The organism is Streptomyces sp. NPDC059443 (genome assembly GCF_042750105.1).
GTDB lineage: Bacteria > Actinomycetota > Actinomycetes > Streptomycetales > Streptomycetaceae > Streptomyces.
This window is the reverse complement of record NZ_JBHYVM010000017.1, coordinates 22802-36515: the sequence shown is the minus strand read 5'-3', so window position 1 is coordinate 36515 and position 13714 is coordinate 22802. Positions and strand designations below refer to the sequence as shown.

Genomic DNA, 13714 nt, shown 5'->3' with positions numbered 1-13714 from the left:
ACCGGCGGCTCGAGCCGCGCACCTCCGGTACGGGGCATTCCGGCTCCCCGCCCCGGCGGTGCCGAGGGAGGGTCACGGTTGCGGGTCAGCGCCGGAATTACACCGGCTTCCCCCCGTACGAAGGTGTTGACGACGCCCATACTCTACCGGCCCGTAGCCCGCGCACCTGGTGGCGCCGGACCCGGGTGCCCCTTACCGGACCCGCCGCCCGGTCGCCGCCCGGCTCGTCACGGGGCTCCTCGCAGGGCCTCTCACCGGGCCGTTCACAAGCCGCGGTACGTCACCGGGTCGCTGCCCGGTACCGCCTCCGCGCGGCCCTGTTTCACCAGCCGCCGCAGGTGGGCTTCCGCTTCCGAGACGGCGATGTTGCGGGAGCCGTACGGGATTTGCTCCCAGGGCCGGTTCCACTCCATCCGCTCGGCCAGCCCCCACGGGGTCAGCGGCTGCGCGACGAGCAGTTCCCACAGCCCGGTCAGCCGCTCCTCGTGGTGGTCCAGGAGCTCCCGTACGCGGCCAGGGGCGTCGGTGAACGCGTACTGGTGGGCCGGGAGCACCTCGGCGGGCTCCAGGCGGCCGATGCGTTCGAGGGAGTCGAGGTAGTCGCCGAGGGGGTCGGTGACCCGCTCCGAGGAGGGGTCCTCGTAGAGGCCGATGTGCGGGGAGATCCCGGGCAGCAGGTGGTCCCCGGAGAAGAGGCGGCCGTTGCCGGGCAGGTTCGCCGGATGCTGTTCCTCCAGGTGCAGGCAGACGTGGCCCGGGGTGTGCCCGGGGGTCCAGATGGCCCGCAGCCGGCGGCCGGCCAGGGGCAGCAGCTCGCCGGGGACGATCTCCCGGTCGGGAACCGCGGCCCGCAGCCCGGGCAGGGTCCGCATGCGGCCGCTCGCGCGGGCGGCGCGCAGCGGGGCGATGTGCTCTTCGGGGGCTCCGGCGGTGGCGAGCTTCTCGCTCATGTAGTCGAACCAGACGCCGGGCTCGGAGGACCGGGTCCGTACGACGATCTCGGTGTCGGCGGCGTGCATGGCGATCCAGGCGCCGGAGGCTTCGCGGACCTGGCCGGACAGGCCGTGGTGGTCGGGGTGGTGGTGGGTGATGACCACGCCGTGGACGTCGGCGACGGCGATGCCGAGGGCGCCGAGGCCGGCGGCGAGGGTGTCCCAGGACTCGGGGTCGTCCCAGCCGGTGTCGATGAGGACCGGGCCGCTGTCGGTGTCGAGGACGTGGACGAGGGTGTGGCCGAGCGGGTTGTCGGGGATGGGGACCTTGATGCCCCACACGCCTCCGCCGTGGTCGGTGACTTGAGGCGTCGCCGCTGAGGTGTCCTCTGTCATGAGGGGCTCCGTTCCAACGAGAACAACGAGAACAACGAGAACAACGAGAACAACGAGAACAACAAGAACGTGTTGCAATAGTCGCCCAAGTCGACCATCTTGCAGTCTTCCTGACTAGTCGTTACCACTCGTTGGATCTTCCGGCCCGCTCGCAGTCCCGGTTGTGTCAGGGGCGTGGACTCCTAGAACTAGAACTGGTATCAGTTCTGGAACGCCCAAGCCGCAGGAGGCATCAGCCATGACCGAGCTCGTCGAACACGGACAACTGCTCATCGGCGGGGAGTGGACGGATCCGCTGGGTTCCGACACGATCAAGATCGTCTCGCCCCACACCGAGCAGGTCATCGGCAGCGTCCCGCACGCCTCGAAGGCGGACGTGGACCGCGCCGTCGCCGTGGCCCGCACGGCCTTCGACGAGGGCCCCTGGCCGCGCATGACCCTCGACGAGCGGATCGCGGTCGTCAGCCGAATCAAGGACGCCATCGCCGTCCGCCACGAGGAGATCGCCCGCTCGATCAGCTCCCAGAACGGGTCCCCGTACTCCTGGAGCGTCCTCGCCCAGGCCCTCGGCCCGATGATGGTCTACGACGCCGCGATCACCGTCGCCCGCGCCTACCCCTACGAGGAGTACCGCCAGGGCGTACTCGGCCCGATCCTGGTCCGGCGCGAGCCGGTCGGCGTCGTCGCCGCCGTCATCCCGTGGAACGTCCCGCAGTTCGTCGCCGCCGCCAAGCTGGCGCCCGCGCTGCTCAGCGGCTGCACGGTGATCCTCAAGCCGTCCCCGGAGGCGGTCCTCGACTCCTACATCCTCGCCGACATAGCCCGCGAGGCCGGAGTGCCCGAAGGCGTCCTGTCGATCCTGCCCGCCGACCGAGAGGTCAGCGAGTACCTGGTCGGCCACCCGGGCGTGGACAAGGTTGCGTTCACCGGCTCCGTCGCGGCCGGCCGGCGCGTCATGGAGGTCGCCTCGCGCAACCTCACCCGAGTCACCCTCGAACTCGGCGGCAAGTCCGCCGCCGTCATCCTCCCCGACGCCGACCTCGACGCCGCCGTCGCCGGCATCGTCCCGGCGGCCTGGATGAACAACGGCCAGGCGTGCGTGGCGCAGACCCGCATCCTCGCCCCGCGCAGCCGCTACGAGGAGGTGGCCGAGGCCCTCGCCGCGGCGGCCGGCGCCCTGGTGGTCGGCGACCCGCTCGACCCGGCGACGCAGCTCGGCCCGCTGGTGGCCAAGCGGCAGCAGCAGCGTTCGCTCGACTTCATCCGGATCGGGCAGGAGGAGGGCGCGAAGGTCCTGTCGGGCGGCGGCGTCCCGGCCGGCCTCGACCAGGGCTGGTACGTGGAACCGACCCTCTTCGGGGACGTCGACAACTCGATGCGGATCGCCCGCGAGGAGATCTTCGGCCCGGTCGTCTGCCTGATCCCGTACGGGGACGAGGCGGAGGCGCTGCGCGTGGCCAACGACTCGGAGTTCGGGCTCAGCGGCAGCGTCTGGACCGGGGACGCGGAACACGGCGTGGACTTCGCGCGGCAGGTGCGGACCGGCACGTTCAACGTGAACACCTTCAGCCTGGACATGCTCGGCCCGTTCGGCGGCTACAAGAACAGCGGCGTCGGCCGGGAGTTCGGCCCGGAGGGCCTGAGCGAGTACCTGGAGCACAAGATGATCCACCTCCCGGCCGGCTACGAGCCCCCCGCGGCCGGTGCGTGATGGGCGACCGGTGGCTGGTCGAGGTGGACCGCGGGGTCTGCATCGGCTCGGGCATGTGCGTGAACCACGCCCCGGAGGGCTTCGCCCTCGACTCGGCGAGGCAGTCGCATCCGCGCGCGGCGGAAACGGACGCGAACGAGCCGGTGCTCACGGCGGCGGAGGGCTGCCCGGTGGAAGCGATCTCGATCGCGCTGGCGGGCAGCGGGGAGGCGGTGTTTCCGCCGGAGGAGTGAACCCTGGTCCGGCCCCCGGCCGTCCCGGTGTGCGCCGCGCCGTGTGAGACTCCTGCGACGACCGCCCGGCCTGCTTGGCCGGGCGGCACGGCAGGGGTGGGGGACGGATGCGCGGGATCGGTTGGACGGCAACTGCGGCGGCCGGAGCGGTGCTCGGGGCGCTGCTGGTGACGGGCTGCGGGCAGGACGGCCCGTCCGGGGGACAGGCGGGAGGGCCGACCGCGTCGGTGCAGTCGAAGGCGAAGCCGTCGACCGGGTCCGGGTCCGAGCCCGGCTCCGCCTCACCGGCCACCTCCGCCGGCGCCTTCGGTAAGAAGCAGGCCGCGGCGGATATCGCTGCCGCGACGGGTGTGGCCGGACTGAACCAGGCGATGGCGACCACCGAGGTCCCGTCCCGGGCGGACGCGGCCACGGAGGACGGAAAACGCCGCGCCGATAGGCTGGCCTGCGAGACCCCCTGGACGACGATGGAGCCGCTGCCAGACTCCCGGAAGGCGTACGAGGCCACGGTCGCGGCACTGGTGCAGCGCGGCTGGAAGCCCGGCGAGCGCCGGCAGGACGGGAAGCTCACCACGACGGCGCTGACCAAGCAGGGCTGGACGCTGCTCGCCCAGCGCTACGACTTCTCCACGGGCAAGGAGGCCGAGTTGGGCATGCCCGACGTGGTGTCCTTCACGGCCACGGAGCAGGCGTGCGAGGCTCCTTTCGCGGAGGCAGAAAAGGAAGCCGCTTCCAAGAAGGGCGAGTGACCCCCGTCCCCGGCTTGCATGAACGACCTGTCGGAGCGCGATGAGGAGCCGGAACGACCGGTGGAGGTCGACGGCACGGCGTACCGGAACTGTCGGTGGCGCCGGGCGCCTGGGCTGCGTTCGTGGGCGGGGTTATGGGCGCCTGAGCTGCGGGTGAGTCGGTGGCGTTGACGGGCCCTGGGGGCGTCCCTCCAGTCCAGTGTCCTTCCGTGCCGGGCCGGTCCGTCAAGGGCGCTCCCTTCGGTCGCGTCGCTACGCGATGGCCTGCGGCCACCCTTGACCGACCGACCCGTCCCGGAATGCCACAAGACTTCCGGGATCCCCCCGGGGGATGGCCGGGGGGATGAGCGGGGAGGGACGGCCGTGGTCGCAGCCCCCGGGCCCGGTCCCGCCGGTCAGCCGACGCCCGGACGATCGGGAGAGGCCCGCTGCCCCCGATTGGGGGCGCGGGGAGTCCGGACACCCACCCGACACCGATCGAGGACCCTTCCCGAGGCCATTGCCCGCCAACCCGCACCCAAGGACGATGACCAGCCCCTCCGGACCCCCGGACGCGTCAGATCGCTACGCACTGCCACTCGGCTTAGCGACTGCGGCCCGTCTGGGGCTGGACATAGGCCGCCAACCATTTCGGGGGCGGCTGAGGTCAGTTGGCGGCGATGAGGCCGGTGGGCGGGACGGACGCGGACGTCATCGCATTGACGGTGAACCACTGCGTGTTCACGGACAAGTTCACGGACAAGTTCACGGACAAGTTCACGGACAAGTTCGCGGACGGGTTCACGACGTCCGCGACGTCCGCGACGTCCGCGACGTCCGCGGTGTCCGCGGTGTCCGCGGTGTCCGCGGTGTCCGCGGTGTCCGCGGTATCCGCGGTATCCGCGGTATCCGCGGTATCCGCGGTATCCGCGGTATCTGGGGTGTCTGGGGTGTGGGGTTAGGAATTGGTGTTGAGGAAGCCGATGGTTACGGCGCCCCACCAGCAGACCTGGGAGATGACGGCGGTGGCGCCGCCCCACAGCAGGAGGTGGGGGGTGATGGTGGGTGTGGTGTTGAGGCGGCGGCCGAGTAGGCCGGCCTGTAGGCCGTTGAGGGTGAGGAGGGAGACGAGCGCGAGCTTCGCGAGGGTGAGGGGCGAGTCGAGATCGGGTTGCAGCATCATCCCGCTCACCACGAGACCGCCGAGTCCGGCCCAGATGGGTATGTGGAGCCGGGAGGTGGCACCGACCACCTCGGCGAGCGTGCAGCGGCCCGTGGCCCACAGCAGACCGTAGTAATCGGCGGACAGAACCGCGCCGAAGCCGACGACGAGAGAGGCGAGGTGCGCGAACAGCGCGGCCTTGTGCAATGTCGGGTCGGTGTTCACGTGCACGGACACCCACAGTCCGAGCGTCAGAGCGATCATCGCCCCGAGTCCTGCGGCTGTCACCGTCCACCACGAGTCGTACAGGCGGACAGGACGAGCAGGCAGGTCGGCGGCAGGGGACGACATGAGGGCGAGCTCCGAGGGCAGGGCAGAGTGTGGGCGGGGCAGGTGGGATGGGCGAAGTCGCCAACACGACTGAAATGGGGTGAGGTAAGGCTCACCTAAACTAACCCTAGTCGTCAAAGGCTGTCCAGAGCCCAAGACGACCGTCGGCCGCTAAGCCGGGAGCGACTGTGTAGCGATCTGATGCGCCTCAGGGCCTCGGCGGGTCATCTGGGCGTCCTCGCGTGCGGGTTGGCGGGCGACGGCCTCGGGAAGGGTCCTCGATCGGTGCCGGGTGGATGTCCCGAACTCCCCGCGCCCCCGGCCCCGACCAGGCGGCCTCTCCCGGCCGTCCGGGCGTCGGCTGACCGGCGGAACAGGGCGCGCACGTCTCTGACCACGGCCGTCCCTCCGCATCACACCCCCCGGCCATCCCCCGGGGGGATCCCGGAAGTCTTGTGGCATTCCGGGACGGGTCGGTCGGTCAAGGGTGGCCGCAGGCCATCGCGTAGCGACGCGACCGAAGGGAGCGCCCTTGAGGGACCGGCCCGGCACGGAAGGACACTGGACTGGAGGGACGCCCCCAGGGCCCGTCAACGCCACCGACCCACCCGCAGCCGAGCCCAACCCCGCAGCCCCCGCCCCGCCCCCGCAGCCCCCAACCGGCGGGATCAGGCCTTTTCCGGGGCACCCGCCCGGCCCGGCCCCGCGCCCGTGAGGTCGATCAGGCGGCAGACCGTTTCGATGTCGATCTTGACCTGGGCGATCGACGCCCGGCCCGACAGCCACGTGATCAGTGCCGAGTGCCAGGTGTGTTCGATGACCCGGACCGCCGACAGCTGCTCCGCCGTCGGGGGGCCGTCCAGGCCCATCGCGTCCAGGATGATCGCCGTCGTCAGCCGGGACACCGTGTCCACCTCGGGGCTCACGCTGCGGTCCGCGAAGGTGAGGGCGCGGACCATGGCGTCCGCCAGGTGCGGCTCCCGCTGGAGCGCGCGGAAGGCGCGCATCAGGGTCTCCGCGACCCGGGCCGCGGGGTCGTCCCCGGCCGGCGGGCGTTTGCGCAGGGTTCCGTGCATGTGCTGGAGCTGGTCCTGCATGGTGGCGACGAGCAGGTGCACCTTGGAGGGGAAGTAGCGGTAGAGGGTGCCCAGTGCGACGCTGGACAGTTCGGCCACTTCCCGCATCTGGACCGCGTCGAACCCGCCCCGGCTGGCCAGTTGGGCGCTGGCGTGCAGGATCCGCCGGCGGCGTGCTTCCTGGCGTTCCGTCAGGGGAGGGGGCGCCGGTGTGGTGGCGGCTGAGGTCACGGCTGAGGTCACGGCCTTCGCTTCCGCTGTCATCTCTCCCGTTTCCAAGGCGTTCCCCGTTGTTGCGGGCGGGGGGTGCGGGGCTGCTGCGCGCCCAGCATGTCAGGCGTCCGAGCCGTGGCGCGAATCACCTGCCACCCCTCTTACGGTGTGGTGTGCGGCCGGTAGATTCAATGGTCTTCAACGGATCAAGTCTGAAACTTGTTCTACATTATGCGAGCGGTTACGCTCCGGCGAAAGTGCAGGGAGAAGGGGGCCGAGAGTGACCGCTGAGGCCATGGTGACGAGCCCTTTCGTGGGTGCCGCCGCCGACGACAGCCGCCCGTTGCGGATCGCGCTCCTCACCTATAAGGGGAACCCGTTCTGCGGGGGACAGGGCGTCTACGTCCGCCACCTCGCGCGGGAGCTCGTCAAGCTCGGGCACTCCGTCGAGGTCATCGGCGCGCAGCCCTACCCGGTCCTCGACAGCGACGCCCTCACCGGCGCCGGTGCCACGCTCACCGAGCTCCCCAGCCTGGACCTCTACCGCAGCCCCGACCCGTTCCGCACTCCGAAGCGCGACGAGTACCGGGACTGGATCGACGCCGTCGAGGTCGCCACCATGTGGACCGGCGGTTTCCCCGAGCCGCTGACCTTCTCGCTGCGGGCGCGCAGGCATCTGGCCGCGCGCGCCGGTGAGTTCGACGTGATCCACGACAACCAGACCCTCGGGTACGGGCTGCTGGCCGAGCTCGGCGCGCCGCTGGTGACCACGATCCACCACCCCATCACCGTCGACCGCGAGCTGGACCTGGCCGCCGCCAAGAGCCGCAAGAAGCGCGCCTCCGTGCGGCGTTGGTACGGCTTCACCCGCATGCAGGGCCGGGTCGCGCGGCGGCTGCCGTCCGTGCTGACCGTCTCCGGCTCCTCGCGGCAGGAGATCGCCGAGCACCTGGGCGTGCGCGACGAGCGCATCCACGTCGTCCACATCGGAGCCGACACTGACCTGTGGTCGCCCGACCCGACCGTGGCCGAGGTGCCCGGACGGATCGTGACCACGTCCAGCGCCGACGTCCCGCTCAAGGGGCTCGTCCACCTCGTCGAGGCGCTCGCGAAGCTGCGTACCGAGCAACCCGACGCCCACCTCGTCGTCGTCGGCAAGCGCGCCGAGCGCGGCCCGGTCGCCCGCGCGATCGAGTCGTACGGGCTCCAGGACGCCGTCCGCTTCGTCAAGGGCATCACCGACGCCGAGCTGGTCGACCTGGTGCGCAGTGCCCAGATCGCCTGCGTGCCCTCCCTCTACGAGGGCTTCTCGCTCCCGGCGGCCGAGTCCATGGCCACCGGGACCCCGCTCGTCGCCACCACCGGCGGCGCGATCCCCGAGGTCGCGGGCCCCGACGGCGAGACCTGCCTGGCGGTGCCGCCCGGCGACGCGGGCGCGCTGGCCGCCGCCCTCGGCCGGCTGCTGGACGATCCGGAGCTGCGCGCCAGACTCGGGGCCGCCGGCCGCGAGCGGGTGCTGGAGCGTTTCACCTGGGCCAGGGCCGCCGAGGGCACGGTCGTGCACTACCGCGCCGCCATCGAGCGGGCCGCTCGGGACGGCCGTAGCGGCGCCCGCGGTGGCACTCGTAGCGGCAGTGCCCGGTAGTGCCCGGTAGCACCCGGCAGCACCCGGTGATCTTCACCTTCCGTCCGATGCAGTACCCCTCTCACCCCCGCGACTGCGAAGGCAGGACCACGTGCTGACCGTCGATTTCTCCCGGTTCCCGCTCGCCGCAGGCGACCGCGTACTCGACCTGGGCTGCGGCGCAGGCCGGCACGCCTTCGAGTGCTACCGGCGCGGCGCCCAGGTGGTCGCCGTCGACCGCAACGGCGACGAGATCCGCGAGGTCGCCAAGTGGTTCGCCGCCATGAAGGAGGCCGGTGAGGCCCCGGCCGGGGCCACCGCCACCGCCATGGAGGGCGACGCCCTCGCGCTGCCGTTCCCCGACGAGTCCTTCGACGTGGTCATCATCTCCGAGGTGATGGAGCACATCCCCGACGACAAGGGGGTGCTCGCCGAGATGGTCCGCGTCCTCAAGCCCGGCGGCCGCATCGCCATCACCGTGCCGCGCTACGGCCCCGAGAAGATCTGCTGGGCGCTCTCCGACGCCTACCACGAGGTCGAGGGCGGCCACATCCGCATCTACAAGGCAGACGAGCTGCTCGGCAAGATGGAGTCGGCGGGCCTCAAGCCCTACGGCACGCACCACGCGCACGGCCTGCACTCGCCGTACTGGTGGCTCAAGTGCGCCTTCGGCGTGGACAACGACCAGGCCCTGCCCGTGAAGGCGTACCACAAGCTCCTGGTCTGGGACATCATGAAGAAGCCGCTGGCCACGAGGCTCGCGGAGCAGGCCCTCAACCCGGTCATAGGCAAGAGCTTCGTCGCCTACGCGACCAAGCCGCACCTCCCGGTCGCCGCCGTGGCGACGGCCGCCGCAGGCGCCGAGAAGTGAGCTCGCCCGAGCGCACCGCACCCGAGCACCTGGTCCTGGACGGCGTGCTGACCGCCGAGCAGGCCGCGCAGACTGCCGCCGGGATCCTCGCCGCGCAGCGCGCGGACGGGGCCATCCCGTGGTTCCGCGGCCACCACCTCGACCCGTGGGACCACACCGAGGCCGCGATGGCGCTCGACGTGGCGGGCGAACACGAGGCGGCGGAGCGGGCGTACGACTGGCTGGCCCGCCACCAGAACGAGGACGGCTCCTGGTACGCGGCCTACGCCGACCGCGAGGACGGGGTCGACACCCGCGAGCCGCAGGACGCGAGCCGCGAGACCAACTTCGTCGCGTACCTCGCCGTCGGCGTCTGGCACCACCACCTGTCCACCGGGGACGACGCCTTCCTCGACCGCATGTGGCCGGCCGTGTACGCGGCCGTGGAGTTCGTCCTGCGGCTCCAGCAGCCGGGCGGCGAGATCGGCTGGAAGCGCGAGGCCTCCGGCGAGGCGGTCTGCGACGCCCTACTGACCGGCTCCTCGTCCATCCACCAGGCCCTGCGCTGCGCGCTGGCCATCGCCGCCCACCGCGAGGACCCGCAGCCGGACTGGGAGCTGGCGGCGGGCGCGCTCGGGCACGCGATACGCAGGCACCCGGAGCGGTTCCTCGACAAGTCCCACTACTCGATGGACTGGTACTACCCGGTCCTGGGCGGCGCCCTGACCGGCGCGGAGGCCAAGGCCCGCATCGAGGAGCGGTGGGAGGAGTTCGTCGTCCCCGGCCTGGGCGTGCGGTGCGTGCTGCCGAACCCGTGGGTGACGGGCGGGGAGTCCTGCGAGCTGGCGCTCGCGCTGTGGGCGATGGGGGAGTCGGACCGGGCGCTGGACATCCTGCGCTCGATCGGCCACCTGCGGGACGACAACGGCATGTACTGGACCGGGTACGTGTTCCAGGACGGGGCCGTCTGGCCCGTCGAGCAGACCACCTGGACGGCGGGCTCGCTGCTCCTCGCGGTGGCCGCGCTGGGCGGGGACGAGGCCACGGGCGTGGTGTTCGGCGGGCTGAGCCTGCCGGCCGGCCTGGAGCCGGACTGCTGCAACTGAGGTCCCGGCGCGGATAGCTGAGGTCCCGGCGCGGGTAGCCGAGGTCCCGGCTCGGCCGGGCCCGGGGGAGACCCGAACGGGTCCCCCGGGTGGCGCAGCCGTGGGACCCGGGTGAGGCTGCGGGGGACACCTCAGTCCCCGGAGGCAACTCGTGTCCCTTCCCACCCGAACCGTACGTTTCCGCCGTGCCCTGACGGCGGTGCTGTTGTCCTGCGCGCTGCTGGGCGGCGCCACCGCCTGCGGCTCGGGCGGCAACGACACCGCCGGCGGTCAGGCGGACGACATCTCGATCGCCATGGCCGCCTTCGCCGAGGCGGACGCGGCGGCCTCGGCCGACGAGGCGGAGGCCGCCGCCGCGGCCGCGTCGGCCTCGCCCTCGGCCGGCAGCAGCAAGGAAGAGAAGCAGAAGTTCGCCAAGACGCGCTTCGTGGCCAATGCGGGGCTCGCGGCCGGCGCCACCTACCAGTGGATCATCAAGCCGTACCGCGACGGCAAGTTCAAGAAGGGCGCCAAGGGGCGCAAGTTCGCGCTGGTCAAGGCGGGCCTGGCGGGAGCCTTCGCGTACAACCGGCTGAAGGCGGCGAGCGAGAACGCCAAGGGCGACCCGCTGCTGTCGAAGGCCGTGGGCCCGCTGGCGGCGGGCATCGACTCCCTCAAGGGGCTCGGTTCCAAGCTCCGCAAGGGCGACGCGGGCGATGCCGACATCGGCGCCTTCGAGAACATCATCAACAACGTCAAGGACGCCGGTAAGAGCGCGGGCGCCCCGGTGACCGACAAGGTCCCGAGCGTGGGCCAGCTGACCGGCGGCTGAGTGCCCGACTGCTGGGCGGGCCGGACGGGAGTGGCACCCGTCCGGCCCGCCCTGCTGTTTCAATGGGACACGTGATCGAGTTCGTAGTCGGCGCCCTCGGGGCGGCCGTAGCCGGGTGGCTCCTGCGCCGCAAGCACCTCCGCCGCGTGGCCGCCGGGCCCGCCGCCGGGATCCCCTGCATGGCGCGCCAGCCCGCCGGGCAGGGCCGCTGGCGCAGCGGCCGGGTGTACGCCGACCAGGGCGCGGCCCGCTGGGAACCCGGCCGGGGCGAGCCCGTGCTCCTGACCGGCGGCCGGGCCACTGGCGTGCGGGCGCCCTCGGTGAGGGAGGGCATCGCCATCAACCCCGGCTCGCGGATCGCGACCATCGCCTACGCGGGCGCCGAGGGCGAGGTCGAGGTCGGCATCGAGATCGCCGTGATGCCCCTGGACCTGCGCGAACTGCTTGCCCTCGTACCCCAGGCTGACGACCCGGAAGACCCGGCCTAGCTGTTCAGCTCCGCCAGCACCCGCAGCGTGTGCGGGTCCGGGGCGGTCAGGAGCAGGTCGGTGACCGGGCCCTTGCGCCACAGTTCGAGCCGTTCCGCGATCCGCTCCCGGGGGCCGATCAGAGAGATCTCGTCGGCGAAGGCGTCCGGGACGGCCATGACCGCCTCCTCCTTGCGCCCGGCCAGGAACAGCTCCTGGATCCGGTGCGCCTCCTCCTCGTAGCCCATGCGGCCCATGAGGTCGGCGTGGAAGTTGCGGGCCGCGTGGCCCATCCCGCCGATGTAGAAGCCGAGCATCGCCTTGACGGGCAGCAGCCCCTCGGCGACGTCCTCGCAGACCTTGGCCCGCGCCATCGGGGCGATCATGAACCCTTCGGGGAGCTCGGCCAGCGAGGCCCGGTAGACGTCGGTGCGCGTCGGGGACCAGTAGAGGGGGAGCCAGCCGTCCGCGATGCGGGTGGTCTGGGCGATGTTCTTGGGTCCCTCGGCGCCGAGCAGGACCGGCAGGTCCGCGCGCAGCGGATGGGTGATGGGCTTGAGCGGTTTGCCGATGCCGGTGCCGTCGGCGCCCCGGTACGGGTGGCTGTGGAAGCGGCCGTCGAGCTCGACGGGGGCCTCGCGGCGCAGCACCTGCCGGATGACGTCCACGTACTCGCGGGTCGCGGTGAGCGGGCTGGAGGGGAAGGGGCGCCCGTACCAGCCTTCGACCACCTGCGGTCCGGAGAGTCCGAGGCCGAGCATCATCCGGCCGCCGGACAGGTGGTCCAGGGTCAGGGCCTGCATGGCGGTGGCGGTGGGGGTGCGGGCGGCCATCTGCGCGATGGCGGTGCCCAGGCGGATGCGCGAGGTGTGCGCGGCGATCCAGGTGAGCGGGGTGAAGGCGTCCGATCCCCAGGCTTCGGCGGTCCACACCGAGTCGTAGCCGAGGTTCTCGGCCTCGGCGGCGAGGTCCAGGTGGTCCGGGTTGGGGCCGCGGCCCCAGTAGCCGAGTGCGAGTCCGAGGCGCATGTACGGTCCCCTCCGCGATGCCGGTTCAGGCTTATCTGACGATGCGTCAGGTGACTGTAGGGCAACGGCCCCCCGCCCGGAAGGGCGGGGGGCCGTTGTGCGGTTACGGGGCCTCGTGCGGGGGTCAGCCGCGCTGGATCCCCGAGGTGTCGTTCAGGACGCCGCGGCGGCCGTCCTGGGTCTGCGCGATCAGCGTGGCCGGACCGCGCTGCTCCACGGCCAGGTACCAGGTGCCGGGCGCGAGCTCCGCGATCGGAGCGGGGTTGCCGTCCTCCGCGAAGAGCGGCCGGGCCACCGGCACGGCGAACCAGAACGGCGTGAACTCGGCCGCCGGGGCCGGCGCGGGCGCGGCGTCCTGGTGGGCCGGGGCGGGAGCCGGGGCCGGTGCGGGCTCCGGGGAGCCGCCGTAGGGCGGGACCGGCTGCGGGGCGGCCCCGTACGGCTGCGGCTCCTGCTGGCCCGGGTACCCGTATCCGGCGCCCGGCTGCGGCTGGCCGCCGTACGGCGAGGGCGGGACGGCGCCGGCGGGCTTCGGCTCGGGCACCAGCTGGCCCGCGAGGGCCGGAATCTTGTCGCCGAACAGGGTCACGCCCGCCAGCGCCAGGGTGGCGAGGAAGGAGAGGACCGCACCGGCGCCCAGGTCGATCCGGCTCGGGCAGGTGATCAGGACCCACAGCGAGGACCACAGGGCGGCCACGGCCAGCACCGTGCCCCAGGCCTGGAGCGGCAGGCCGGCGACCTTGCGGGACTCGGGCTGGAAGCGGGTGGCGATCAGCAGTCCGGCCGCGATGAAGCCGACCAGGAAGACGGAGGGCAGGGCCAGTCCGCTGTAGTCGGTGTCCCACACGCTGGGCATGTTGACGTTGGTGCTGGAGTAGAAATCGAGGAAAGAGGCGATGAACAGCAGTACCGCTGCTCCGATCACCACGCCGTCGCCTCGAGTCAGGGAGCGGATGTTCACGTCTTGGGTGTCCTTCTCGGTCTCGTCGTCTCGTGGTGCCGTGGTCGCACGCCATGACGGAGTGGCGGGCGGCACCATGGTACGGA

Annotated in this window: 13 protein-coding genes and 1 riboswitch; of the genes, 8 read left to right on the top strand and 5 right to left on the bottom strand. The window is 72.1% G+C overall.

Annotation, left to right across the window (positions count from 1 at the left end; genetic code table 11):
• Positions 1-32: 32 nt before the first annotated feature.
• A riboswitch (cobalamin riboswitch) is annotated at positions 33-113 on the bottom strand.
• 150 nt (positions 114-263) lie between these two features.
• A complete protein-coding gene (locus ACFXDJ_RS18280) occupies positions 264-1328 on the bottom strand; it encodes an MBL fold metallo-hydrolase (protein WP_384663729.1) in 1065 nt (354 codons plus the stop codon).
• 238 nt (positions 1329-1566) lie between these two features.
• Here ACFXDJ_RS18280 and ACFXDJ_RS18275 point away from each other — a divergent pair, with 238 nt between their 5' ends.
• From ACFXDJ_RS18275 to ACFXDJ_RS18265, 3 genes are all read left to right on the top strand, one after another.
• On the top strand, positions 1567-3039 hold the full coding sequence (locus ACFXDJ_RS18275; protein ID WP_384849583.1) for an aldehyde dehydrogenase: 1473 nt from the start codon (positions 1567-1569) through the stop codon (positions 3037-3039).
• Positions 3039-3272, top strand: coding sequence for a ferredoxin (locus ACFXDJ_RS18270; protein WP_371619638.1), 234 nt, complete (start codon positions 3039-3041; stop codon positions 3270-3272). Before ACFXDJ_RS18275 ends, ACFXDJ_RS18270 begins: the two co-directional genes overlap by 1 nt.
• Before the next feature lie 107 nt (positions 3273-3379).
• Entirely contained in the window at positions 3380-4021 is a 642-nt protein-coding gene (locus ACFXDJ_RS18265) for a hypothetical protein (RefSeq protein ID WP_384849579.1), read from the top strand.
• 937 nt (positions 4022-4958) lie between these two features.
• Here the strand turns inward: ACFXDJ_RS18265 and ACFXDJ_RS18260 are convergent.
• Together ACFXDJ_RS18260 and ACFXDJ_RS18255 are read right to left on the bottom strand one after the other, a co-directional pair.
• Positions 4959-5426 (bottom strand): hypothetical protein, encoded by a 468-nt coding sequence (locus tag ACFXDJ_RS18260; protein ID WP_384849576.1) that lies wholly within the window; start codon positions 5424-5426, stop codon positions 4959-4961.
• A gap of 734 nt (positions 5427-6160) precedes the next feature.
• Positions 6161-6832: a TetR family transcriptional regulator gene (locus ACFXDJ_RS18255; RefSeq protein WP_384849573.1), complete on the bottom strand. Its 672-nt coding sequence runs from the start codon at positions 6830-6832 to the stop codon at positions 6161-6163.
• Positions 6833-7061: 229 nt separating this feature from the next.
• Between ACFXDJ_RS18255 and ACFXDJ_RS18250 the strand changes: the two genes are divergently transcribed.
• The 5 genes from ACFXDJ_RS18250 (at position 7062) to ACFXDJ_RS18230 (ending at position 11660) form a co-directional block, all read left to right on the top strand.
• Positions 7062-8426 carry a glycosyltransferase family 4 protein gene (locus ACFXDJ_RS18250; RefSeq protein ID WP_384663482.1) on the top strand — a complete coding sequence of 455 codons (1365 nt, stop codon included), beginning with the start codon at positions 7062-7064 and terminating at the stop codon, positions 8424-8426.
• Between the two features lie 91 nt (positions 8427-8517).
• The gene (locus tag ACFXDJ_RS18245) at positions 8518-9276 is read left to right on the top strand and encodes a class I SAM-dependent methyltransferase (RefSeq protein ID WP_384663484.1); all 759 of its coding nucleotides are present in this window, start codon (positions 8518-8520) and stop codon (positions 9274-9276) included.
• On the top strand, positions 9273-10361 hold the full coding sequence (locus ACFXDJ_RS18240; protein ID WP_384849570.1) for a prenyltransferase: 1089 nt from the start codon (positions 9273-9275) through the stop codon (positions 10359-10361). Before ACFXDJ_RS18245 ends, ACFXDJ_RS18240 begins: the two co-directional genes overlap by 4 nt.
• Before the next feature lie 151 nt (positions 10362-10512).
• Complete coding sequence (locus ACFXDJ_RS18235; RefSeq protein WP_384663488.1) at positions 10513-11172, top strand: hypothetical protein; 660 nt, start codon at positions 10513-10515, stop codon at positions 11170-11172.
• A 71-nt stretch (positions 11173-11243) separates the two neighbouring features.
• Positions 11244-11660 carry a hypothetical protein gene (locus tag ACFXDJ_RS18230; RefSeq protein ID WP_384849567.1) on the top strand — a complete coding sequence of 139 codons (417 nt, stop codon included), beginning with the start codon at positions 11244-11246 and terminating at the stop codon, positions 11658-11660.
• Here the strand turns inward: ACFXDJ_RS18230 and ACFXDJ_RS18225 are convergent.
• Together ACFXDJ_RS18225 and ACFXDJ_RS18220 are read right to left on the bottom strand one after the other, a co-directional pair.
• Positions 11657-12667, bottom strand: a complete 1011-nt coding sequence (locus ACFXDJ_RS18225) for an LLM class F420-dependent oxidoreductase (protein ID WP_384849564.1) — start codon at positions 12665-12667, stop codon at positions 11657-11659. The two genes, ACFXDJ_RS18230 and ACFXDJ_RS18225, sit on opposite strands and share 4 nt — an antisense overlap.
• Before the next feature lie 124 nt (positions 12668-12791).
• A complete protein-coding gene (locus ACFXDJ_RS18220) occupies positions 12792-13628 on the bottom strand; it encodes a hypothetical protein (RefSeq protein ID WP_384656419.1) in 837 nt (278 codons plus the stop codon).
• Between the last annotated feature and the right edge of the window lie 86 nt (positions 13629-13714).

Bases quoted from the DNA above. Each gene is read 5' to 3' on its own strand.
- ACFXDJ_RS18275 (WP_384849583.1), top strand. From the start codon at position 1,567: ATGACCGAGCTCGTCGAACACGGACAACTGCTCATCGGCGGGGAGTGG.
- ACFXDJ_RS18255 (WP_384849573.1), bottom strand. From the start codon at position 6,832: ATGACAGCGGAAGCGAAGGCCGTGACCTCAGCCGTGACCTCAGCCGCC.
- ACFXDJ_RS18260 (WP_384849576.1), bottom strand. From the start codon at position 5,426: ATGATCGCTCTGACGCTCGGACTGTGGGTGTCCGTGCACGTGAACACC.
- ACFXDJ_RS18265 (WP_384849579.1), top strand. From the start codon at position 3,380: ATGCGCGGGATCGGTTGGACGGCAACTGCGGCGGCCGGAGCGGTGCTC.
- ACFXDJ_RS18270 (WP_371619638.1), top strand. From the start codon at position 3,039: ATGGGCGACCGGTGGCTGGTCGAGGTGGACCGCGGGGTCTGCATCGGC.
- ACFXDJ_RS18280 (WP_384663729.1), bottom strand. From the start codon at position 1,328: ATGACAGAGGACACCTCAGCGGCGACGCCTCAAGTCACCGACCACGGC.
- ACFXDJ_RS18225 (WP_384849564.1), bottom strand. From the start codon at position 12,667: ATGCGCCTCGGACTCGCACTCGGCTACTGGGGCCGCGGCCCCAACCCG.